Here is a 22,839-nt window from a genome sequence, read left to right on the forward strand (position 1 = left end):
CCCCCTCCGAGAGCATGGGTGAGAACCGACATTGTCCTGCGTGCGCGGCGCGAGCGCGAGGGGCGCCCGCCGGTGCGTGTGTCTTCCGCGGTCGCCCGCGGGCTGCGGCAGGATGGGACGCATGGCGAACCGACTGGCCCATGAGACCTCCCCGTACCTCCTCCAGCACGCCGACAACCCCGTCGACTGGTGGCCGTGGTCGCCCGCGGCGTTCGAGGAGGCGCGGCGGCGGGATGTGCCGGTGCTGCTGAGTGTCGGGTACAGCAGCTGTCACTGGTGCCATGTGATGGCGGGCGAGAGCTTCGAGGACCCGACGACGGCCAGGTACATGAACGCCCACTTCGTCAACGTCAAGGTCGACCGCGAGGAGCGGCCCGATGTGGACGCCGTGTACATGGAGGCCGTCCAGGCGGCCACCGGGCAGGGCGGGTGGCCGATGACGGTGTTTCTGACGGCGGACGGGGAGCCGTTCTACTTCGGTACGTACTTCCCGCCCGCGCCCCGCCACGGCATGGCGTCCTTCCCGCAGGTCCTGGAGGGGGTCAGTGCCGCGTGGCGGGACCGGCGCGGGGAGATCGCGGAGGTCGCGGCGCGGATCGTGGGGGAGCTGGCCGGGCGGTCGCTCGCGTACCGGGGGGAGGGGGTGCCCGGTGAGGAGGATCTGGCGCAGGCGCTGCTGGCGCTGACCCGGGAGTACGACGCGGTACGGGGCGGGTTCGGCGGGGCGCCGAAGTTCCCGCCGTCGATGGTGGTCGAGTTCCTGCTGCGCCACTACGCCCGTACCGGCGCGCAGGGCGCGCTCCAGATGGCGGCCGACACCTGTGAGGCGATGGCCAGGGGCGGGATCTACGACCAGCTGGGCGGCGGGTTCGCCCGGTATTCGGTGGACCGTGAGTGGACGGTGCCGCACTTCGAGAAAATGCTGTACGACAACGCGCTGCTGTGCCGGGTGTACGCGCATCTGTGGCGGGCCACCGGATCCGATCTGGCGCGGCGGGTGGCGCTGGAGACGGCCGACTTCATGGTGCGTGAACTGCGCACGGCCGAGGGCGGGTTCGCCTCCGCGCTGGACGCGGACAGCGACGACGGCAGCGGCGCGCATGTGGAGGGCGCCTTCTACGTGTGGACGCCGGACCAGCTGCGCGAGGTGCTGGGGGAGCCGGACGCGGCCTTCGCGGCGCGGTACTTCGGGGTGACGGAGGAGGGCACGTTCGAGGAGGGCGCGTCCGTGCTGCAACTGCCGCTGGACGGCGGGGTGGTGGACGCCGAGCGGGTCGACTCCGTACGGCGGCGGCTGCTCGCGGCGCGCGACGGGCGGCCGAGGCCGGGGCGGGACGACAAGGTCGTGGCCGCCTGGAACGGGCTCGCGATCGCCGCGCTGGCCGAGACCGGCGCCTACTTCGACCGGCCGGATCTGGTGGAACGCGCCACCGAGGCCGCCGATCTGCTGGTGCGGGTGCATCTGGACGACGCGGCGCGGCTCGCCCGTACGTCGAAGGACGGCCGCGCCGGCGCCAACGCGGGGGTGCTGGAGGACTACGGCGATGTCGCCGAGGGTTTTCTGACGCTCGCGGGGGTCACCGGCGAGGGGGCGTGGCTGGAATTCGCCGGGTTCTTGCTGGACATTGTGCTCGACCAGTTCGTGGCCGAGAGCGGGACGCTGTACGACACCGCGCACGACGCCGAACACTTGATCAGGCGGCCCCAGGACCCCACGGACAACGCCACACCGTCCGGCTGGACGGCCGCCGCCGGGGCGCTCCTCTCGTATGCCGCGCACACCGGCTCCGAGCCCCATCGCACGGCCGCCGAAGGGGCGTTGGGCGTGGTGAAGGCGCTCGGGCCGCGGGCGCCGCGCTTCATCGGCTGGGGGCTCGCGGTGGCCGAGGCGCTGCTCGACGGGCCGCGCGAGATCGCGGTCGTGGAGACGCCGGGGACAGCGGCTGAGGGTGCGGCGGCTGCGGCGGGCGGGAACGGGCCGGAGTGGAGCGCGCTGCACCGTACGGCCCTGCTGGGCACCGCGCCCGGCGCCGTCGTCGCGGCGGGAGTGGCCGGAAGCGATGAGTTCCCGCTGCTGGCGGACCGTCCGCTGGTCGGCGGGGAGGCCGCCGCGTATGTGTGCCGCAGGTTCGTCTGTGCCGCGCCGATGACGGAAGTAAGCGCACTAAAGGGAGAGTTGGGCGTTTTCGAGTAACGTATGGCCGATTTCCGACGGGTGGTGAATCGGCCTGAAACGCAGAATTCACCCAATCGGCCCCCCGGCGGTCACAGGTCCCCCTTATTGTCTCCACAAGAGTCACAACAGGTGCGCACGGGGGGACTGTGCGCACGAGGGGGATGCAGGGGTCTGCCGACGGCCAGGGGGGCCTGCCGCGGCGGGCCCTGGCCGAGGGGGGCCATGTGTTCACGTCCTTATTCATCGCTGCCATTTCACTGGCGCTGTTCTGGATGGCCGCGTTCACGCTCTGGTGGCAGATGCATGCCTGGCGTACGCCGGAAACGCTGGCGGCGACCAGGTTCGACCGGCCCGACGGGGGTCGCGAGAGTTCGTTCTCGCTGCTCCTGCCGGCCCGTCATGAACAGGCCGTACTGGAGCACACCATCGAGCGGCTGCTGGAGTCCGGCCACAGCGCGTTCGAGATCATCGTCATTGTCGGGCACGACGACCCGGAGACCGCGGCGGTCGCCGAACGGGCCGCCGCCCGCGCCCCGCACCGGGTCAGGGTCGTCGTCGACACTCATGAGGCCAAGAACAAACCCAAGGCGCTCAACACGGCGCTGCCGTACTGCACCGGCGAGGTCGTCGGGGTCTTCGACGCCGAGGACCAGGTCCATCCGGAGCTGCTGACCCATGTCGACCACGCCTTCCGCACCACCGGCGCCGATGTCGTCCAGGGCGGCGTCCAGCTGATCAACTTCCACTCCAGCTGGTACAGCCTGCGCAACTGCCTGGAGTACTTCTTCTGGTTCCGCAGCCGGCTCCATCTGCACGCCCAGAAGGGCTTCATCCCGCTCGGCGGCAACACCGTCTTCGTCCGGACCGACGTGCTGCGCGAGGCGGGCGGCTGGGACCAGAACTGCCTGGCGGAGGACTGCGATCTGGGCGTACGGCTCTCCAGCGCCGGCAAGAAGGTCGTCGTCGCGTACGACTCCGACATGGTGACCCGCGAGGAGACCCCGGGCTCGCTCCTGGCCCTGCTCAAACAGCGCACCCGCTGGAACCAGGGCTTCCTCCAGGTGTACCGCAAGAGGGACTGGCGCCAACTGCCCACGCGCGGGCAGCGGATGCTCGCCCGCTACACGCTGATGACACCCTTCCTCCAGGCGTTCACCGGTCTGATCATCCCGCTCAACGTGGCGGTCGCGCTCCTCCTCGACGTACCGGTGACGGTCGCGTTCGTGACGTTCCTGCCGCTGGTCACCGCCATGGTGACGTTCGTCTTCGAGGTCGTCGGGCTCCATGACTTCGGCAGGCAGTACGGACTGCGCGTCCGGCTCACGCACTATCTGAAGCTCATCATCGGCGGCCCCTTCTACCAGGTGCTCCTGGCGGGCGCGGCGATCCGCGCCGTCTGGCGCGAGCAACGGGGGCGCGGCGACTGGGAGCTGACCAGTCATGTCGGCGCGCATCTCATCCGAGAGGACGTCCACGCGTGACCTCCACCCTCCCCGCGGTGACGACGGAGCAGCCGGCCACCGTCCCCGCGCAGCCGGGACATGCCCGCGGCGGCAGCGGGACCCGGCTCACCGTCCGCCCGGTCGTACGCTTCCGCCGCTCCCGCGCCGATCTGCTCCTGTGCGGGGTGCTCCTCGTCGCGATCCTGCTCGTCCAGGGCTGGAACATCCAGCACTATCCGGCGCTCAGCGACGACGAGGGCACCTATCTCGCCCAGGCGTGGGCCGTCCAGGAGGGCAGGGGCCTCGCCCACTACACCTACTGGTACGACCATCCGCCGCTCGGCTGGATGCAGATCGCCCTTCTGACCTGGCTGCCCTCGCTCCTCTCACCCGAGACGATGACGGTCGCCCCGATGCGCCTCGCGATGCTGCTGGTCAGCGCGGCGAGCGCGGTCTTCCTCTACGTACTGGCCCGGCGGCTCCGGCTGCCGCGCTGGGCCGCCGGACTGGCGATGGTCCTGTTCGGGCTCTCGCCGCTCTCCGTGGTGCTCCAGCGGGAGATCTTCCTCGACAACATCGCCGTGATGTGGATGCTGCTCGCGTTCTGTCTCGCGGCCTCGCCCAGCAGGCATCTGTGGCACCACTTCGCGGCCGGACTCGCCGCCGCCGTCGGGGTGCTCACGAAGGAGACCATGCTGGTCGTCCTGCCCGCGCTGCTCGTGACGTTATGGCGGCACAGCCATCGCGACACCCGGAAGTTCGCGGTGACCGGCGCGGTCACCGCGTGCGCGCTGGTCGGGCTCTGCTATCCGCTGATGGCCCTGCTCAAGGGGGAGTTGCTGCCCGGCGACGGCCATGTCTCGCTCTGGGACGGCATCACGTACCAGATGAGCAGGCCCGGATCCGGCTTCGTCCTCGACCCGGGCAGCGGTTCGTACGAGGTGCTCCAGTCCTGGCTGTACTACGACCGGGTGCTGCCGCTCGGCGGGATCGCGGGCGCCGTCCTGCTGACGCTCACCCTGCGCTGGTCGGTCACCGCGCGGGCGCTCGCGGGGCCCGCGCTGGCCGTGCTGATCCTCACCGCCGTCGCCCTGCGCCCGTCCGGCTATCTGCCCGCGATGTATGTCATCCAGGGGCTGCCGTTCCTGGCGCTGGTGCTGGCGGGCGGCGCCGCGTCCGTCACCCACGCGATCCTGCGCAGACGGCGCGGCCCGCGGGAGGGCCGTACGCTCACCACCCTCCGCTGGACGGCGCTGGCGGCGCTCGCCGTGACCGCGCTGGCCGTCGTCGTACCCCGGTGGTACGACGGCGCTCGCACCGCGCTGACGGCCGACGCCAACGCCCCCTATCAGCAGGCCGCTTCCTGGATGGCGACGGAGGTGCCCGACCCGTCGCGGGCGCGGGTGCTGGTCGATGACGCGCTCTGGCTGGACCTGGTGCACGCCGGGTACGAGCCGGGGCTCGGCGCGATCTGGTTCTACAAGGCCGACCTCGACCCGGCCGTCACCAGGACCATGCCGGACGGCTGGCGCGATCTGGACTATGTGGTCGCGTCCCCGACCGTACGGCGCGACGCGCGCGATCTGCCCATGGTGCGGGACGCGCTGGAGCACTCGACCGCCGTCGCCGTCTTCGGCGACGGCGAGGACCGGATCGAGATCCGACAGATCGCGGGAGGCGACGCGCGATGAGCATTCTTCCCCCCATCGGTGCCGGGGAGCGCGGTGAACCGGAGCTGGAGGCGACCGTCGTCGCCGAGCCGGGCGCCGTCACCGTCATCATCCCGACCTTCAACGAGTCGGCGAACGTACGGGAGTTGCTGCGGCAGCTCACCGACGCCGTACCGGCCAGGCTGCCCTGCGAGGTGCTCTTCGTCGACGACTCGACCGACGACACCCCCGAGGTCATCGCATCCGCCGCACAGGACTGCCCGTTCCCGGTGAGTGTCATCCACCGCGAGAGGCCCGAGGGCGGTCTCGGCGGAGCGGTCGTCGAAGGGCTCAAGGCCGCCGGGTCCGACTGGATCGTCGTCATGGACGCCGATCTCCAGCATCCGCCCGCGCTCGTACCCGATCTGGTCGCGGCCGGGGAGCGGGCCTCCGCCGATCTCGTCGTCGCCAGCCGCTATGCCGACGGCGGCAGCCGGGCCGGACTGGCCGGCGGCTACCGCGTCGCCGTCTCCCGCGCGGCGACCTGGCTGACCAAGGGGATCTTCCCGGCCGGGCTGCGCGGGATCAGCGACCCGATGAGCGGGTTCTTCGCGATCCGGCGCTCCGCCGTCACCCCCGAGGCGCTGCGTCCGCTCGGCTACAAGATCCTGCTGGAGCTGGCCGTACGCTGCCGGCCCGAGCGGCCGGCCGAGGTGCCGTTCGTCTTCCGCGACCGGTTCGCGGGCGAGTCGAAGTCCACCGCGAAGGAGGGACTGCGCTTCCTGCGCCACCTCGTGGAGCTGCGTACGGCCGCGCCTCTGCCCCGGATGATCGCCTTCGGACTGATCGGGCTCACCGGCTTCGTACCGAACCTGCTCGCGCTGCACGGGCTGACGGCGGCCGGGGTGCACTATCTGCCGGCCGAGGTGGTGGCCAACCAGTTCGGTGTCCTGTGGAACTTCCTGCTGATCGAGGTGCTGCTGTTCCGCGACCGGCGGGCGCACCGGCACTGGGCGGACCGGATCGGCCGGTTCGCGCTGCTCGCCAACGCCGATCTGCTGCTCCGTATCCCGCTGATCGCGCTGTTCGTCGGGCGGCTCGGGATGGGCGTGCTGACGGCGACCGCGTGCGCGCTGCTGGCGACGTTCGTGCTCCGGTTCGTGGGGACGGAGGCGCTGGTCTATCTGCCGAAGCGGAAGCGGAAGCGGCAGCGGCAGCGGCCGGGCGGGCGCGCGGGGCGCGCTCAGGCCCATGTCACGAGTGACGCGCCGGCCGCGCGTACCGAGGGGAGCGTGCGCCGATGAGCCCCGTCCTCGCCCGTGTCTCACCGCGCCGGTTCCGTACGTCGCGCCGTACCGCCCTTCTCGCCCTCCTCGCCATGACCGGCGGCCTGTTGTTCGCCACCCAGCAGCCCGCGGCGGCCGGGGCGAACCTCGTCAGGAACCCCGGGTTCGAGACGCCCGGCACGGACGGCATGCCGTACTGCTGGGAGCGGTCCGGCTGGGGCGACAACGACTTCTCCTTCGACACCGTCGCCGACGCCCACTCCGGAACCGCCGCGCTGCGGGTCACGCTGACCCGCCGGACCGACGGCGACCGCAAGGCGCTGATCACGGAGTCCGCGCAGTGCGCGCCCGCGGTGGTGCCGGAGCGGCAGTACGACCTGTCCCTCTGGTACAAGTCGACGACCCCCGACGCCGCGATCACGCTCTTCCGGCATGACACCACGGCCGGCTGGCAGTACTGGACCGACCTCAAAACCCTTGAGCCGAGCGCCGGTTACCAGCGGGCCGAGGTCCGTACCCCCGTCATCCCGCCCGGCACCGACCGGATCAGCTGGGGCGTGTCGGTGTACGGCACGGGCAGTGTGACCACCGATGACTATGTGATGGAGGAGGTCGCCCCGCCGCCCGTCGAACCGGAGTGCACCGGCACCGCCGAGGAGTGCGCCAACGGCCGCTGGCAGGTGCTGCCGACGGAGAACCCGGTGCGTTCGATGCACTCGGTCGTGCTGCACAACGGCAAGGTGCTGCTGATCGCGGGCTCCGGCAACGACCCGGAGATGTTCGAGGCCGGTACGTTCACCTCCGCGGTCTACGACCCGGCCGACGGCTCGTACCGTACGGTCCCCACCCCCGACGACATGTTCTGCTCCGGCCATGTCCAGCTCTCCGACGGCCGGGTGCTGGTGATGAGCGGCAACAAGGGCTATCCGTCGGCGGACGGCACGGTCGGCTACCAGGGCTTCAAGGACTCGTACGTCTTCGACCCCGCCACCGAGACGTACACCAGGACCAACGACATGAACGACGGGCACTGGTATCCGTCGGCCACGATCATGGGCAACGGCGATGTGATGTCCTTCGGCGGGCTGCGTGAGGACTCCAGCGGTTCGGTGACCGCCGAGCGCTGGTCGGCGGCGCAGGACAAGTGGCTGCCGACCGGACAGGTCAACCAGACCTGGTCGTACTGGGGGCTGTACCCGTCGATGATCCTGATGCAGGACGGACGGCTCTTCTACTCCGGCAGCCATGTCTTCGGCAACGGCACGCCCGGCACCGGCTCGTCGGTCTACGACTACGACGCCAACACGGTGACCGACATCCCGGGGCTCCAGAACAAGGACGAGCGCGACCAGTCGGCCAGCGTGCTGCTGCCGCCCGCGCAGGACCAGCGGGTGCTGACCATCGGCGGCGGCAATATCGACTCCAACCCGGAGGCGAACCGGCTGACGGACCTGATCGACCTCAAGCAGCCCAACCCCCGTTACACACCGGGCCCGTCGCTGCCGCAGGGCACGGTCGACCTCGGCAACGGACCCCAGCCGCAGACGGGGGCGCAGGGCAAGATGTACGGCTCCGCCGTGCTGCTGCCCGACGGCAAGGTCCTGGAGACGGGCGGCGCGCTGCACAACCGCGCCAACCCCGTCTACGAGTCCTCGCTGTTCGACCCGGTGACGGACACCTTCGATCCGGTGGCGGCCGACCCGGAGGCGCGCGGCTACCACTCGTCGGCGTTCCTGCTGCCCGACGGCCGGGTGATGACGACCGGCGACAACCCGGGCAACGGCTCCTGGAACCACCGGGTGTCGCTCTACACCCCGCCGTATCTCCTCAAGGGGCCCCGTCCGCGGATCACATCACTGCCCGACAACCAGTGGCTGTACGGAGACACGCAGCGGATCACGGTCGACCGGCCGATCGCCAAGGCCGAGCTGATCCGGCCGGCCGCGGTCACCCACTCCTCCGACCCCAATCAGCGGTTCGTGGATCTGCCGCTCTCGGTGGACGGGAACACCGTCGATCTCAATGTCACGAGCAACCCGAATCTGGCGCCTCCCGGCTGGTACATGCTCTTCGCGGTCGACGCCAACGGCGTTCCCTCGGTGGCCGAGTGGGTCCAGCTGGGCGGGCCGCCGGCGCTCGCGGCCGAGGCGGCGGAGTCGGCGCACGTCCACGACTTCGCGGGCGAACTCGCCAAGAGCCCCGAGAAGCCGCGGAAGAAACGGACCTCGGCGCCGGTGAGCCCGCGGGTAGCGGGGTGCGACCGGCACTACGGCACGGCGGACGTCTGCGTACCGACGGTCTTCCCCGAGACGGTGCGCGGGAGCACGAAGGCGGCGACGACGAAGGCGCGCTGCGACTGGCTCGCGGCGAACGACTACGGGCGGCTGAGGGTCAACGGCGGGGACGATCCGCTCCGGCTGGACCCGGACGGGGACGGGACGGCGTGCGGGAAGGGGGACGTGGGGACGCGGCGCTGAGGCAACGCGTACGCGGCGCCCGGCACTTCACCGCGTACGCGCCCTTTCGCACTTCATTGCGATGTCAGTGCTCCGCCATATCATCTGTTCCAGCTGTTCCCGGTCGCGGTCCTACGATGCGATCGTGGTCGACAACGCGAGGGGGGCGTTGATGTCCGACGTGGAATCCGGTTCCGGCACACCCGGGCTGCGAGGCATGGAACGGCTGTCGCGCGACCTGCCCCACGGGGTGGAGCTGTTCCATCTCAAACCCGAGGGCAGCGTGTTGTTCGCCGACCGGGACGGGGCGCGCGAGCTGGGCCCGAGCGAGGAGTTCCTGCGCTTCATCGACGACGGGCAGTTCGCCCACTATCTCGTCGGTGACGCGCGGACCTCGCCCGAGCGCCCGTCCAACGCCACGTTCAAGCTCGGGGTCGTCGGCCCGCGCAGCGCGTTCACGCCGCACGCGCACGGCGGCGAGCACATCGTGCTGAGCCTCGGTCACGCCGCCTGCGGTCTCTACGACGCGCCGCGCGGCCGGGTCACCGAGATCCGGCTGTTCCCCGGGGCCATGATCCGGATCCCCGAGATGATGCCCCACTCCTTCGCCAACCGCGGCTCGAAACCGCTCAACATCCTCGCCGCCAACACCGGTTTCGGTATCGACCACGAGGACTACGCGATCACCGCCGACGAGGCCGAGCGCCGCGCCGTGGACGAGGCCAGTGACGACGGCGTACGGCACGGCCACGGCACGCTCGGCACCGTCACGCGCGTGGGCACCGACTACGGGCTGCTGGCCGCCGCGCTGCGCGACATCGAACGAATCCAGCGCGTCAGGGGCATCGGCGCCACCACCGTGCGGGAGCGGCTCGCCGCCGGGCTCCGGCGCGCCGCGTCCGCGCTGGAGGGCCCACGATGATCTGCCCGTTCTGCTCGGCGAACCTGCTCTACAAGGAGCGGCCCAACCGCACGTGCTCCCGGTGCGACCGGCGCTTCGCCCTGGAGCCCAGGACCAACTCGCTGCGGATGAGCGACCTGCGGCTGCGCCGCCTGCTGGAGAAGCGCACCGACGGCGGCCGGCTGAAGATCTCCGTCAACCAGCTCGGGGCCGCGGCGCTGCCCAGGACGGCGGGCAAGAGCCAGAGCCCGGTCGTGGAGGCCCTGGGATGTCTGTGGGTCCCGCTGCTGGTCGGCACCATCCTGCTGGTCGCCGGACTGGGCCCCGCGGACATGGACGGCTTCGTCATCGCCGGCGGAATCCTCGTCCTGATCTTCGTCATCGGTATGCTCGCGGCCCTGATAGGCGGCCGGAAGCAGCAGACGACGGATCCGCTCAGCGGATTCCGCTCGCTCATACGCAACGACTGGACGGATGTGTACGGTTCGCTGCCGTCCGGGGTCGTGGACGACTTCCCGTACCGGACCGTCCATGTGCCGGAGGGCGCGCGGATCGCGCTGCTCTGTCCCGACCGGGCCGTCGCCGCCTTCGTGGTCGCCAACGGGATACCGGAGCGGTACGGAGTCGTCGTCGCCACCGAGATCGAGCGGCTGCCCGAGGGGATGCCCGTCGTCGTCCTGCACGACGCGAGCGCGCCGGGCTGCCGGCTCGTCATGCGGGCGCGTGAGGAGCTGCCCGGCCGTACGGTGATCGACGCGGGGCTGCCGCCGCGCGCCGTCATGAGTACGCCGGGCGTGCCGGCGCGGCGCGGCGACAAGCCGGCCCGGGACCTCGTCCAGTGGCTGGGCGGGAGCGGCACGCTCACCAAGGCCGAACTGGAGTGGCTGGCCAGGGGCTGGACCGTCTCCCTGGTCGCCGTCCGGCCCGCCAGGCTGTACGCGGCCGTCACCAGGACCGTCGAACGCGTGGCCGCCACGACGCGTACGGACCCCGAGCGGCGCGAGGCGGAGGCCGTCGGATTCCTCACCTGGCCCGGCGAGGCCGGCCGATGACCCCACGCGTCGCCGCGGGCATCGGCGACCGGCTGCTCGACCGCGCCCTCGCCACCGCCGTCGAGCGCGCGGGCGCGCCCGGCCGGATCCGGTTCACCGAGCGTCAGCTGTACTACGAGATGTGCCGCGTCCTGCGCCCGCTGCGCGCGGTCCCGCGCAGGCTCCCGCTGACGCCCGCGCCGCCCGTACGGTACGAGCGGTACGAGGAGGCCCTGCGGCGGTACGGGGCGGTGCCGGGACTGCTGGCGTCCGGGCCTGCCGCCGCTCCGGCCCCCGCGCGTCGCGAGCCCTCGGAGCGCGCAGAGCCCTCCGAGCCCTCCGAGCCCGATCTCTATGACTACGGACTGCCCCGGCTGCTCGTGTGCCAGAGCCGCCAGGTGGCCCGGATGCTCCTCGCCAACGATGTGCATCTGGAGGCCGCCTGCCCGGTGTTCGCCGCCGACGATCTGCCCCTCGACCCCCGGCTGGTGACCGGGCTCGGCAGGGTGGACGGCGCGACCGTGCACGTACTGCACGACGCGAGCGCGGACGGCATCGCGCTCACCGCGCGGGTGCGTGACGCGGTCCCCGGCGTACGGGTCTCCTCGATGGGCCTCGTGCCCCGGCACGCGACCGCGCTGCATCTGATCGCGCCGCGCGGCCCGGCACCGGACCCCGGCGCGCCCGCACTGCCCGCCGCGCTCGAACCCCGCGAGCGCGACTGGCTCGCCGAAGGGCGCTACGCCGAGGTGGAGTCCGTCCCACCGGCCCGGCTGCTGCGTACCGTGCTGCGGCTCGTACGCGGACCGAGGACGCCCGGCCCCTCGGTGTGGACCGGGCTGCGTGAGCTGCGTACGGCCGGATTCATGACATGGCCGACGAACCGACCAGGGGATACGAGGACTACAGGCGATGAACCGGCCCCGCGAGACCCCGTACAGGGATGAGCTGCTCGCCGACAGCAGCGTCCACCGCCGCTACGAGGACGGACGTGAGGAGTGGCGGCGGCGCGACGGCGGCACGCGCGTGCGCTGGCACGACAACCAGGGCGCTGCCGGCACCGACGAACTGCTGGGCGGGCGCGTCATCAAGCGCAGTTACTCCGACGGCAGGGTGACCTACGGCCGGGACATCGGCTACGGCCGTACGGTCTGGGACCGGGGCGGCACGGTCCTGGTCAACAGGACCTCGTTCGGCGGGCGCATGGGCGTGCTGCTGGGCGGGCTCGGGCTGGTCACCCTCGCCCTCACGGCCGCCCAGCTCCCGCCGGAGCAGCTCACGCCCGAAGAGGAGGAGGAACTGCGCCAGCAGCAGCAACAGCAGGCGGCGGCCCAGAACTCCTCCGGCGGGGGCGACGCGGGCGGCGACAGCGGCGACTGGGACGCGGGCGACGGCTGGAACTCCGACGACGACGGCGGCTGGAGCGACGACGACTTCGGGTGATCCGGCGTCCGGCCGGCCGTGCCCGCCGGTGGGAGAGACCGTAGGGATTCGTGCATCGAGGGGAACTGAGAGGAGGGGCGACCGTGGCGCGCTTCTGTGCCTGCCTGGCGGCGACACCCGAACGGGCGGCGGGACATCTCGCGGCGATGGGCTCCGCCGTGGGCGCCGGTGCGCCGGGCGCGGCGCTGATCGAGGACGAACCGGGCCCCGCCACCGGCCCGTTCACCGCGTACGGCCGTACCGCCGTCGGCGAGGTCACCCTCCACAACCGGCCCGAGCTGTTCGCCGCGCTCGCCGGTGCCGGTGCCCCCGCCCCGCCCGGCTGCCCGGACGGCGAGCTGCTGCTGCGCTGCTGGGTACGGCTCGGCGCGGCCGGGATCCGGGCGGCGGAAGGCATGTTCGCGCTCGCCGTCCACGACGCCGGTGAACTGGTCCTGATCCGCGACCATATGGGCGCCCGTACGCTCTTCTACGCCCGTGCCGACGGCTGCTGGGCCGCGTCGACCTCGCTGCGCGCCCTGCGCCGCTGGCCCGCGCTCGGCACCGGCCTCGAACTGGCCGCCGTACGCTCCTTCCTGACCTTCGCCTACCTCCCCGGGGAGGAGACGCTGCTGCGCGGCGTACGCGAAGTGCTCCCCGGGCGCTGTCTGCGGCTCGCGGCGGACGGGGCCGTCACGGAGGAGCACTACTGGGAGCCCCGGGAGCTGATCGAGGACGACGGCGCGCCGCCCGAGAGCTACGCCCTGCGCCTGCGCGAGCTGCTGGAGGACGCCACGGCATGCCGGCTGCCGGAGGCCGAGGCCGTGGGGGTGCTGCTCTCCGGCGGGGTCGACAGCTCGCTGGTGACCGCGCTCGCCGCCAAGCTGCACGCCCATCCCGTGCACACGTACTCCATCAGCTTCGGGGACGAACTCCCCAACGAGCTGGGGTACTCGGGCCTGGTCGCCCAGCACTGCCACACCCGCCACCGGGTGCTCACCGTGTCCGGCGACGCGGTGGCCGCGCGGCTCGCGGAGGCCGCCGCGCTGCTCGACAGCCCGGTGGGCGACCCGCTGACCGTGCCCAATCTGATGCTCGCCGAGGCCGTGGCGGGCGACGGGCTCGGGGTCGTGCTCAACGGCGAGGGCGGCGACCCGGTGTTCGGCGGGCCGAAGAACCTGCCCATGCTGGTGTACGAGATGCACCGCGGCGAGGTGGCGGGCGGTGACGCCGAGGACGCGCGCGAGACGGCGTATCTGCGCTCGTACCGCAAATGCTTCACCGATCTGCCCGAACTGCTCACCGCCGACGCGCTGGACGCCCTGGCCACCGCGCCGGGGCCCGAGCGGTTCGTCGCCCCGTATCTGCGGCCCGCGGCCCGGGACGGCAGGATGGACCATCTGCTCAACCAGCTGCTGCACTGCAATCTGCGTACCAAGGGCGCCCACCACATCCTCACCAAGGTCGAACGGCTCACCGCCTCCCAGGGGATCCAGGGCCGCGCCCCGCTCTTCGACCGCCGGGTGGTGGACCACGCCTTCGCCACGCCGCCCCGGTGGAAGCTGCACGGCGCGGCCGAGAAGTGGGTGCTGAAGGAGGCCGTACGGGACCTGCTGCCCGACACGGTCGTGGACCGGCCGAAGAGCGGTATGCGGGTGCCGGTCCAGCAGTGGCTCGGCGGGCCGCTGCGGGAGCTGGCGGGCGATCTGCTGCTGGGCCGCGAGGCGCGCGCCCGGGGGCTGTTCCGGCCGGACACGGTGCGCTCGTGGATGCGGGGGGAGGGCACGCTGCTGCCCAGGCAGGGCGGCAAACTGTGGCTCGTGCTCACCCTCGAACTGTGGCTGCGCGCCTACGACGTCAGCTGATGGAGGCTTCCTTGAACACCGTGCCGCTCGTCGATCCCCGTACCGGCCGGATACGCGGCAGCTCGCCCGTCGCGCGAGGCCCGCAGGTCACCGCCGCCATCGGCGCGGCCCGCCGGGCCTTCGACGGCTGGCGGGCGCGCACCCCGAGGGAGCGGTCCCGGGCGCTCGACCGGCTGGCCGGGCTGATCGAGGAGCACGCCGGAGAGTACGCAGCTCTGGAGCGGGCGGGCACCGGCAAGCCGGCGCACGAGGCGGCCGGCGAGGTGGCGAACGCGGCGGACCTGTTCCGGTTCTACGCCTGGGCGGCGCGCACCCAGCCCGCGCCCGCCGCCGGAGGCTTTGTCGCCGGACACGAGAGCTGGGTTCGCTGGGAACCGCTCGGTGTGGCCGGGGTCGTCGTCCCCTGGAACTATCCGCTGATGATGGCCACATGGCGCTGCGCGCCCGCGCTCGCCGCCGGGAACACCGTCGTCGTCAAGCCCGCCGAGACCACCCCCGACTCCCTGCTGCTGCTCGCCGAACACGCGAGGGAGGCGCTGGGCGAGGCGGTCGTGCGGACGCTGCCCGGCGACCGGGAGACCGGGCGGCTGCTGGTGGGCGGCGCGATCGACATGGTGGCGTTCACCGGGAGCGCGGCGGCCGGGGCCGATGTGGCGGCGCGCGCGGGCACCCGGCGCGTCAGCCTGGAACTGGGCGGCAACAGCCCGGTCGTCGTCCTGCCGGACGCCCCGGAGGACACCTGGACGGAGCTGGCGCTCGCGACCACGTACAACGCGGGCCAGAGCTGCGCCGTCCCGGCGCGGGTGATCACGCTCCGCGAGAACTACGAGGCGGCCGTTTCCCTGCTCGGCGACGCGATGCGGGAGCGCCGGGCGGGCCGGGACTTCGGCCCGCTCAACAGCGCGGACCAGGCGGCGCGTTACGACCGGATCGTCGCCGCCTCGGCGGCGAAGGTGACGGCCACGGCCGAGAGCGCGCTCGACCCGGGCGAGGAGGGCGGCTTCTGGCGGCCCGCGTGCGTGCTCGCCGACCTGCCGGACGACGATCCGGCGGTGGTGGACGAGGTGTTCGGCCCGCTGCTGACGGTGCAGGCGGCGGAGAGCGTGGAAGACGCGGTGGCGCTGGCGAACGGCGTTCCGCAGGCACTGGCCGCCAGCGTATGGACCCGGGACGTGGCGGCGGGGCTCGACCTGGCCGGCCGGCTGAACGCGGGCGAGGTCTGGCTCAACTGCCATCTGGTCCAGACGGCGGAACTGCCGCACGGCGGCCGGGGTTCGTCGGGGCACGGCACGGACCTGAGCACGCTGGCCCTGCACGAGTACCAGCGCCCGAAGACGATCACGGCGCGTCTGACGCTGACGCCCCGCTTCCGCTGAGGGGGAGGTGGGCGAGGCCCTGGGTTTCCCAGCGGCAAGCCCCCGGCGGCCGGGGCCGATGGACCCGGACAAGACCTAGAGACGCAGACCGTCGGCGACGCTGTCCAGGGCGTCGTGGACCAGGACGCGCAGATCGTCCTGGTTACCGCGCTCGCCCCAGTAGAGAGTGACCTCGCGCACCACACTCAGCATGGCCGCGATGAAGATCCGCAGCTCCAGATCGTCCGGCGCGCGGCCGGTGCGCTCCGCGAGCACATCGCCGAGCAGCTTCGCCGACACCGACATGGTCTCGGTCATCCGGGCACGCACGGCCGGGACTTCGACCATCAGCTTCGTGCGCTGTATCGCCTCGTCGTACTCGCTCGTCAGCATGGACTGAAGCGTCTGGTCGAAGAGGAAGCGAATGGATTCGAGGGGGGATTCACCGGCCGGTCGGGAGCGCAGGACGGACGCCATCACCGGGTCGTACTCGTCGGTGAGGACGATGTCCTCCTTGGTCGGGAAGTAGCGGAAGACGGTGGACGGGGAGACCTCCGACGCCTCCGCGATCTGCTCGACGGTCGTCGCCTCGTACCCCTGCTCCGCGATCAGTCCGTAGGCGGCTCTGCGGATCGCGGCCCTGGTCTTGCGCTTCTTGCGTTCACGCAGGCCGGGCTGGGGCTGCTGCGTGGTGAGGGGAGTGTGAGAGAGGGCGGCCATGCTCCTCATTGTCGGGCATCCCGGGGCGCCGGGGCCATGAGCGGACCGGGATCCCCGTGCGTCAGGAGTGCTGGTACGCCACGAGCGAGATACCGACGAAGTGCGTGACGAACGCGGCGAGGGTGAAGGAGTGGAACACCTCGTGGAAGCCGAACCAGCGCGGTGACGGGTTGGGGCGCTTGAGTCCGTAGATCACGCCGCCCGCGCTGTAGAGCAGCCCGCCGACGACCACGAGCACGAGCACGGCGATCCCGCCCGCGCGCATGAAGTCGGGCAGGAAGAACACGGCGGCCCAGCCCATCGCGATATAGCACGGGGTGTAGAGCCAGCGCGGCGCCCCGACCCAGAAGACCCGGAAGGCGATGCCCGCGGCGGCGGCGGCCCACACCGCCCAGAGCAGGGTCCGGCCCGTCGAGTCGGGCAGCAGCAGCATGGTCAGCGGGGTGTAGGTGCCCGCGATGATCAGGAAGATATTGGCGTGATCGAGGCGGCGCAGGACGGCCTCGCCGCGCGGGCCCCAGGTGCCGCGGTGATATATCGCGCTGACGCCGAAGAGCAGGCACGCTGTGAGTACGTAGATCCCGCACGCGATCCGCGCGCGGGTCGAGTCGGTCAGGGCGATCAGGGCCAGCCCCGCGATCAGGACGGCGGGGAACATCCCCGCGTGCAGCCAGCCGCGCAGTTTCGGCTTGACCGGGCTCGGCAGCTGGATCTCGACGGGCCCCCCTTCCGCGTGCTGGGGGACGGTCCGCGAGGGGTTGTCGAGCGGATCGGGAGCGGCGTTAGTCATGACTTCATGCTACCTACGGGCCCGTAGGTTACGACCTGGTACGGAAGATCCTTACGGACTGGCCGGAAGATCCGGGGTGCCATGTATGTGCCGTCGAGATGACGTGTGCGTGCCGCGCGAGTGGCGATGCTCACGTGTGAGGCCCTCTGGACAGATGGGCGGATGAGTCGGATGATCAAATGAGTGCGGTCGGCACCGGATGAGCGGCTACGAAGCATCCGGGTCGCAGCCCCCAAGGGGCACAACCTCAAACACCCTCATCAAGGAGCAATCGTGGCGCGCGACATCGCGGCTCCCACTACCGTCCCCACCAACCACCAGGAGCTGATCTCCTGGGTGGACGAGATCGCAGCACTCACGCAGCCGGACAGGGTGGTCTGGTGCGACGGGTCCGAGAGCGAGTACGAGCGCCTGTGCGAGGAGCTCGTCGCCAAGGGCACCTTCACGAAACTCGACCCGGTCAAGCGGCCGAACTCCTACTACGCCGCCTCCGACCCCACCGATGTGGCGCGCGTCGAGGACCGCACCTTCATCTGCTCCGAGAAGGAGGAGGACGCGGGCCCGACCAACCACTGGAAGGCGCCGGCGGAGATGCGGGAGATCTTCACGGGGGACGAGGGTGTCTTCCGCGGCTCGATGCGCGGCCGGACGATGTACGTCGTCCCGTTCTGCATGGGCCCGCTGGGCTCATCGCTCTCCGCGATCGGCGTCGAGATCACCGACTCCGCGTATGTCGCGGCCTCCATGCGCACCATGACCCGCATGGGACAGCCGGTCCTCGACGAACTGGGCTCCGACGGCTTCTTCGTGAAGGCGGTCCACACGCTGGGCGCGCCGCTCGCCGAGGGCGAGGCGGACGTGCCGTGGCCGTGCAACTCGACCAAGTACATCTCGCACTTCCCCGAGTCCCGCGAGATCTGGTCGTACGGCTCCGGCTACGGCGGCAACGCCCTGCTGGGCAAGAAGTGCTACGCGCTGCGTATCGCCTCCGTCATGGCGCGTGACGAGGGCTGGCTCGCCGAGCACATGCTGATCCTCAAGCTCACGCCCCCGCAGGGCGAGTCGAAGTACGTCGCCGCGGCCTTCCCCTCCGCGTGCGGCAAGACCAACCTCGCCATGCTGGAGCCCACCATCTCCGGCTGGACCGTGGAGACCATCGGCGACGACATCGCCTGGATGCGGTTCGGTGAGGACGGCCGGCTCTACGCGATCAACCCCGAGGCGGGCTTCTTCGGTGTCGCGCCCGGCACCGGCGAGCACACCAACGCCAACGCGATGAAGACGATGTGGGGCAACTCGGTCTTCACCAATGTGGCGCTCACCGACGACGGCGACGTCTGGTGGGAGGGCATGACGGAGGAACCGCCCGCCCATCTCACCGACTGGAAGGGCAACGACTGGACACCGGAGTCCGGCACGCCCGCCGCCCACCCCAACGCCCGCTTCACCGTCCCGGCCGGGCAGTGCCCGATCATCGCGCCCGAGTGGGAGGACCCCAAGGGGGTCCCGATCTCGGCCATCCTCTTCGGCGGCCGCCGCGCCTCCGCCGTACCGCTGGTCACCGAGTCCTTCGACTGGCAGCACGGCGTCTTCCTCGGAGCCAATGTCGCCTCCGAGAAGACGGCGGCCGCCGAGGGCAAGGTCGGCGAGCTGCGCCGCGACCCGTTCGCCATGCTGCCGTTCTGCGGCTACAACATGGGGGATTACATGGGTCACTGGGTCAAGGTCGGTGCCGGCAAAGACCAGTCGAAGCTGCCGAAGATCTACTACGTGAACTGGTTCCGCAAGAACGAGGCGGGCAAGTTCGTCTGGCCCGGCTTCGGTGAGAACAGCCGCGTCCTGAAGTGGATCGTGGAGCGGCTGGAGGGCAAGGCCGAGGGCGTCGAGACCCCGATCGGCATCCTGCCGACCAAGGAGGCCCTGGACACCGCGGGCCTGGCGCTGTCGGACCCCGAGCTGGACTTCCTGCTCTCGGTCGACAAGGAGGTCTGGCGCGAGGAGGCGGCGCTCGTCCCCGAGCACCTCAACACCTTCGGCGACCACGCGCCCAAGGAGCTGTGGGACGAGTACCACGCCCTGGTCGAGCGCCTGAGCTGACCCGCCGCCCCACCGGCACCCGCTGACCCGCACCCCCGGAGCCCCCGCACGGCTCCGGGGGTGCGGCGGTCCCGGGGCACCGTCCCGGCCGTGACCGTATGCGTCGAGTGCGGCAGGGGACGACATGACTCCGTCGCCTGAGTCGTCGCCTAAGTTGGCGTCCATGCGGTGGCGTTCCGGTCGGCCAGTAGGAGGGCCAGTGGCCCGGCGGGCAGCAGGAAACGGCCTTCTTCCGCGGCTGTGAGGGCATCGCCGACGCGCCACCACGTGAGCTTGAAGTCGGCTTCGGTGGGGGTGAGTTCCTGGGGTCCGCAGGTGAGTTCACGCGCCTCGAACAGGTGGACGCGGGCGGTGGAGCCCAGCGTCATGGCGTACGAGCCGAGCGGGCGCCATGATTCGGCGGTGACGCCTGCTTCCTCGCGCAGTTCCCGGCGTGCGCATTCCCAGGAGGTTTCGCCGTCTTCGCGGCGTCCGCCGGGCAGGAAGAGGTATTCGCCTCCGTGGGCAGGAAAGTGGGCGCTCAGCAGGGCGACCAGGCCATCCGCGTCGCGCGCCACGACCACGGAGGCATCGCGCGTTACTCCCTCGCTCATGGGGCCCGAGCGTAGCGGTCAGCCGTGCACCCAGGCCGCGTACGGCACGTTCCACACCGTGGGGTGAGCGATGCCGCGCCCGTGGTAGCCGTCGTCTCCGTACGCGTCGCCGTGGTCGGCGCACAGGATGACCAGCCACTGTTTCTTTGCGGTGAGTCCGTCGAGCAGCCGCCCCAGGTGTGCGTCGGCATACGCGAGGGCCGCGGTCTGCGAAGCCGTGGTGTCCGCGCTGCTGTTGAGGTAGTGCCCGTGCGGTACATGCGTGGCGGAGATGTTGACGAACAGGAACAGTGGGCGTCGTCCGTCGTATGTGTCGGCGAGTTCGAGGGCAAGGTCGACCTGATGGCGGGTGGAATCGATCTCCGGGGAGCAGAACTCGGGCCGCCAGTGGGCTTCATGAAACATGGCGGGCAGGACTGATCCGAGGGGAGTTTCAGCAGAGAAGTACGTGACGCCGCCGACGCACACGGTGCGGTAGCCGTGCAGGGTCAGGCCGTCGAGCAGATTGGGGGCGTCGAACTGGAACGTCTGGGGCGGGACGGTCTTGAAGGCCGGCGGGCGGCATTCCCACAGCCGAGGCGGTTGGTGGGGCTGTGGGAGCTTGGGCAGGAAGCCGGAGAAGAACGCCATGTGGGCGGGCAGGGTGAAGGTGCCGGGGGTCTGCCGGCGCTCCCACTTTCCGCCGGGCAGAAGACCGGCGAGGCGTGGGGTGCGACCTTCGCCGAGGGCGCTGTGGGCGACGTCGTGGCGCAGTGAGTCGAGGGTGACGAACAGGATGTCGGTCCCGGATTCGATGATCTGGGCTGCGTCGATCACAGGCGGTCTCCGTCGGTGAGCAGGGGATGCCAGGGCTCGATGGTTCCTTTGGCCTGCGTGTTCACGGGGAGCGGGACGCGGTCTTCGGCGATCAGGCGTCGAATGTCCGCCAGACCGTTGGAGTCGTCGAGGAGGCGGCCCTGCTGGCTGTAGAGCCGGATGTGCACGGTGACGTCGTTCCCGGGGCCGTCCACGGACAGCCATGCGCCGGGAACTCCTCGTAAGTCCTTCAGCGTGAGGAGCAGCCGGTCTTCGGTCTGGTGGCCGAGGTAGCGGACGTTGCAGGCGTAGTGCTGGGCGTTGATCGCGCCGCGGCAGAAGGAGTCGGCGAACGCGGTGGTGGCAGGGTGTCCGTCGTGCGCCACGGCGATGCGTGTCGCCTTCTGGGTGACGACCAGGCAGGCAGCAAGCCACCAGGCAACACCCTCGTGGATCTGACCAGGGAACCGGCCGACCGCGCCGCCGTTGCGGATGACAGCGTCAGAGTCGATGGGGTTGAGCATGCTCGTTCTCCAGGTAGGTGGTGATCCAGTCGGCGAGGGTCTCGGGGGTCTTGCCGTCGGTATCGACCCAGATCGCACTACGGTCAGTGGCGGCCACCGTCGCGAAGTTCTTCAGGAGTTGGGGCAGACGACCCGGAACGGCGAGGAGGTCGGTGTCGTCCCTTTTCACGTCCGCCTTGCCGGCCAGCCGCTCGCGCAGCGTGGCCTCGGAGCAGCGCAGGTAGAAGGTGTGGGTAGGAGTCTCCAGGTAGGCGCGGAACGGCTCCAGGAGACGGGTGACGTGGTCGACGTCCACGCGGTGTACGGCCGCGTGGCAGGCGATCACGGAGGAGACGTAGCGGTCGGCGAGGACCGGGCCGAGGGCGCGAGTCAGACGCATCGAGTCGGAGGCGTGAAGTACGCCGGACAGGTAGAACGCGAACTGGGGCAGGGGCCGCAGTTCGGTGTTCACCGCTGAGGACCAGTCGGTGTGCGGTCGCGGCAGCGTGTGCACACTGGTTGCCCCCATGCGCTTCGTCAGCAGACGGGTCAGTGTGGTCTTCCCGATGCCTGAGACGCCTTCGAGCACGATGAACGGACTGCGCGGACTCTCGTCGTACAGGGGCTGGTAGGCGGGCGGCAGGCTCACAGGGTCCCCTCGGTGAAATGAGTGATGTGCCGGGCAACGGCCTCGACGAGGCGCTCCGGGTTCGCCAAGAGGTTGTTGACGTTCATGCGCAGGTCGTCGCGGAGCAGGCAGGGCTGTACGCCTCCGTTGTGGTCGACGCGCAGGGCCCAGAAGCCCTCGACGCACTGCGCGCGCAGCGGGCAGGTGCCGCACTGGCCAACGTGGTGGCGGCCCAGATTCCGATGGATCACATCGATCTCGACTCCGTCGACGCGGAAGACGCGGCGGCCCTGCCCGACACCGACGACTTCGGCGTGCTCGTCCGAGGTGAGCGTGCGCAGGTAGGTCACGATCGCGTCGGCGGACACAGCGGAGGCGGCTCGCGCTTCGTTGAAGTCGGTGCTGACCAACTCGATGAACTGCACCGGCAGGCGCCGCTCAAGTGCGAAGTCGACAATGTGCTCGACTTCGTGGGCGTTCTCCTTCTGGAGCAGAGTGTTCAGCTCCACCCGCTCAAAGGTCTCGCGGGCTGCCTCGATGCCGTCGATCACGGTGTCGATGCCGACGCGGGTGCCGGCGATGGCGCGCAGGGTGTCGTCGGAGAGGTAATGCAGCGACACCTTCACCTTGTCCAGACGGGTGCGGGCCAGCCAGGACTGGTGAGTGCGGATGCGGGTGCCGTTGGTGATCAGGGTGTACGAGGCGTCCAAGGCGTGTTCAGGCAGTCGCTCCAGAACAGTGCGGGCCATCGGGGAGGTCAGGGGCTCTCCGCCCGTGAAGTAGACGCGTTTGAGCCCCGCGTTCATCAGGGCATCGATCAGTGTCAGGTAGCCGTCCGGGGTGAGCGTGCGGCTGCGCGGCTGCTGCGAGCGGTCGTGTCGGGTCAACGGGGGCGGCACATCGCCTTCGTTGTGGCAGAACCAGCAGGCGATGTTGCACCGCGGGGTGAAGGAGACACGGAGCTGGCCACGCAGGGCCGCGAAGTTCTGTAAGGCTGTGCGGTCGACGTCGGCGACGGCAACAGGATCGGGCAGTGGGTACATCCTGACCTCCAGACAAAGTGCACGCGCCGCGGCGGATACCGCTCGCGTTCTACAGATCCACGCTTTGGCAGGTTGTGCCTTGCATCC

19 protein-coding genes are annotated in these 22,839 nt (G+C 70.9%); 12 read left to right on the forward strand and 7 right to left on the reverse strand.

Annotated elements, in window-relative coordinates; translation table 11 throughout:
* The first annotated feature begins 121 nt into the window (after nt 1-121).
* The 11 genes from ACFRKB_RS03445 (at nt 122) to ACFRKB_RS03495 (ending at nt 15,604) form a co-directional block, all read left to right on the forward strand.
* Nucleotides 122-2,194 (forward strand): thioredoxin domain-containing protein, encoded by a 2,073-nt coding sequence (locus ACFRKB_RS03445; protein WP_383102917.1) that lies wholly within the window; start codon nt 122-124, stop codon nt 2,192-2,194.
* A 206-nt stretch (nt 2,195-2,400) separates the two neighbouring features.
* Entirely contained in the window at nt 2,401-3,657 is a 1,257-nt protein-coding gene (locus ACFRKB_RS03450; protein WP_383102918.1) for a glycosyltransferase, read from the forward strand.
* Nucleotides 3,654-5,309, forward strand: a complete 1,656-nt coding sequence (locus ACFRKB_RS03455) for an ArnT family glycosyltransferase (RefSeq protein ID WP_383102919.1) — start codon at nt 3,654-3,656, stop codon at nt 5,307-5,309. The genes ACFRKB_RS03450 and ACFRKB_RS03455 overlap by 4 nt, the downstream gene beginning before the upstream one ends.
* Nucleotides 5,306-6,571 (forward strand): glycosyltransferase, encoded by a 1,266-nt coding sequence (locus ACFRKB_RS03460; protein ID WP_383102921.1) that lies wholly within the window; start codon nt 5,306-5,308, stop codon nt 6,569-6,571. Before ACFRKB_RS03455 ends, ACFRKB_RS03460 begins: the two co-directional genes overlap by 4 nt.
* Nucleotides 6,572-6,645: 74 nt before the next feature.
* Nucleotides 6,646-9,030 (forward strand): galactose oxidase-like domain-containing protein, encoded by a 2,385-nt coding sequence (locus ACFRKB_RS03465; RefSeq protein ID WP_383103276.1) that lies wholly within the window; start codon nt 6,646-6,648, stop codon nt 9,028-9,030.
* Nucleotides 9,031-9,181: 151 nt separating this feature from the next.
* Complete coding sequence (locus tag ACFRKB_RS03470) at nt 9,182-9,931, forward strand: cupin domain-containing protein (RefSeq protein WP_365973530.1); 750 nt, start codon at nt 9,182-9,184, stop codon at nt 9,929-9,931.
* Nucleotides 9,928-10,962 carry a hypothetical protein gene (locus ACFRKB_RS03475; protein WP_383102923.1) on the forward strand — a complete coding sequence of 345 codons (1,035 nt, stop codon included), beginning with the start codon at nt 9,928-9,930 and terminating at the stop codon, nt 10,960-10,962. The genes ACFRKB_RS03470 and ACFRKB_RS03475 overlap by 4 nt, the downstream gene beginning before the upstream one ends.
* A complete protein-coding gene (locus ACFRKB_RS03480; RefSeq protein ID WP_383102924.1) occupies nt 10,959-11,888 on the forward strand; it encodes a hypothetical protein in 930 nt (309 codons plus the stop codon). Before ACFRKB_RS03475 ends, ACFRKB_RS03480 begins: the two co-directional genes overlap by 4 nt.
* On the forward strand, nt 11,854-12,384 hold the full coding sequence (locus tag ACFRKB_RS03485; RefSeq protein WP_383102925.1) for a hypothetical protein: 531 nt from the start codon (nt 11,854-11,856) through the stop codon (nt 12,382-12,384). The genes ACFRKB_RS03480 and ACFRKB_RS03485 overlap by 35 nt, the downstream gene beginning before the upstream one ends.
* 83 nt (nt 12,385-12,467) lie before the next feature.
* The gene (locus tag ACFRKB_RS03490; protein WP_383102927.1) at nt 12,468-14,228 is read left to right on the forward strand and encodes an asparagine synthetase B family protein; all 1,761 of its coding nucleotides are present in this window, start codon (nt 12,468-12,470) and stop codon (nt 14,226-14,228) included.
* Between the two features lie 20 nt (nt 14,229-14,248).
* Nucleotides 14,249-15,604 (forward strand): aldehyde dehydrogenase family protein, encoded by a 1,356-nt coding sequence (locus tag ACFRKB_RS03495; protein WP_383103278.1) that lies wholly within the window; start codon nt 14,249-14,251, stop codon nt 15,602-15,604.
* Nucleotides 15,605-15,679: 75 nt separating this feature from the next.
* On the opposite strand, the gene ACFRKB_RS03500 is transcribed toward ACFRKB_RS03495, so the two are convergent.
* Together ACFRKB_RS03500 and trhA are read right to left on the reverse strand one after the other, a co-directional pair.
* On the reverse strand, nt 15,680-16,303 hold the full coding sequence (locus tag ACFRKB_RS03500; protein ID WP_383102928.1) for a TetR/AcrR family transcriptional regulator: 624 nt from the start codon (nt 16,301-16,303) through the stop codon (nt 15,680-15,682).
* 61 nt (nt 16,304-16,364) lie between these two features.
* A complete protein-coding gene (trhA, locus tag ACFRKB_RS03505; RefSeq protein ID WP_383102930.1) occupies nt 16,365-17,093 on the reverse strand; it encodes a PAQR family membrane homeostasis protein TrhA in 729 nt (242 codons plus the stop codon).
* Nucleotides 17,094-17,366: 273 nt separating this feature from the next.
* Between trhA and ACFRKB_RS03510 the strand changes: the two genes are divergently transcribed.
* Entirely contained in the window at nt 17,367-19,190 is a 1,824-nt protein-coding gene (locus ACFRKB_RS03510) for a phosphoenolpyruvate carboxykinase (GTP) (RefSeq protein ID WP_383102932.1), read from the forward strand.
* Nucleotides 19,191-19,339: 149 nt separating this feature from the next.
* On the opposite strand, the gene ACFRKB_RS03515 is transcribed toward ACFRKB_RS03510, so the two are convergent.
* Genes ACFRKB_RS03515 through ACFRKB_RS03535 form a run of 5 tightly spaced genes read right to left on the reverse strand, consistent with a single transcriptional unit; the run spans nt 19,340 to nt 22,752 of the window.
* A complete protein-coding gene (locus ACFRKB_RS03515) occupies nt 19,340-19,783 on the reverse strand; it encodes an NUDIX hydrolase (RefSeq protein WP_383102933.1) in 444 nt (147 codons plus the stop codon).
* An 18-nt stretch (nt 19,784-19,801) separates the two neighbouring features.
* Entirely contained in the window at nt 19,802-20,599 is a 798-nt protein-coding gene (locus tag ACFRKB_RS03520; protein ID WP_383102934.1) for an STM4013/SEN3800 family hydrolase, read from the reverse strand.
* On the reverse strand, nt 20,596-21,102 hold the full coding sequence (locus ACFRKB_RS03525; protein WP_383102935.1) for a hypothetical protein: 507 nt from the start codon (nt 21,100-21,102) through the stop codon (nt 20,596-20,598). Before ACFRKB_RS03525 ends, ACFRKB_RS03520 begins: the two co-directional genes overlap by 4 nt.
* Nucleotides 21,080-21,730 (reverse strand): nucleoside/nucleotide kinase family protein, encoded by a 651-nt coding sequence (locus tag ACFRKB_RS03530; protein WP_383102937.1) that lies wholly within the window; start codon nt 21,728-21,730, stop codon nt 21,080-21,082. Before ACFRKB_RS03530 ends, ACFRKB_RS03525 begins: the two co-directional genes overlap by 23 nt.
* On the reverse strand, nt 21,727-22,752 hold the full coding sequence (locus ACFRKB_RS03535; RefSeq protein WP_383102939.1) for a radical SAM protein: 1,026 nt from the start codon (nt 22,750-22,752) through the stop codon (nt 21,727-21,729). The genes ACFRKB_RS03530 and ACFRKB_RS03535 overlap by 4 nt, the downstream gene beginning before the upstream one ends.
* Nucleotides 22,753-22,839 lie beyond the last annotated feature (87 nt).

The sequence above is a fragment of the Streptomyces scopuliridis genome (genome assembly GCF_042790125.1).
GTDB classification, from domain to species: Bacteria; Actinomycetota; Actinomycetes; order Streptomycetales; family Streptomycetaceae; genus Streptomyces; species Streptomyces scopuliridis_A.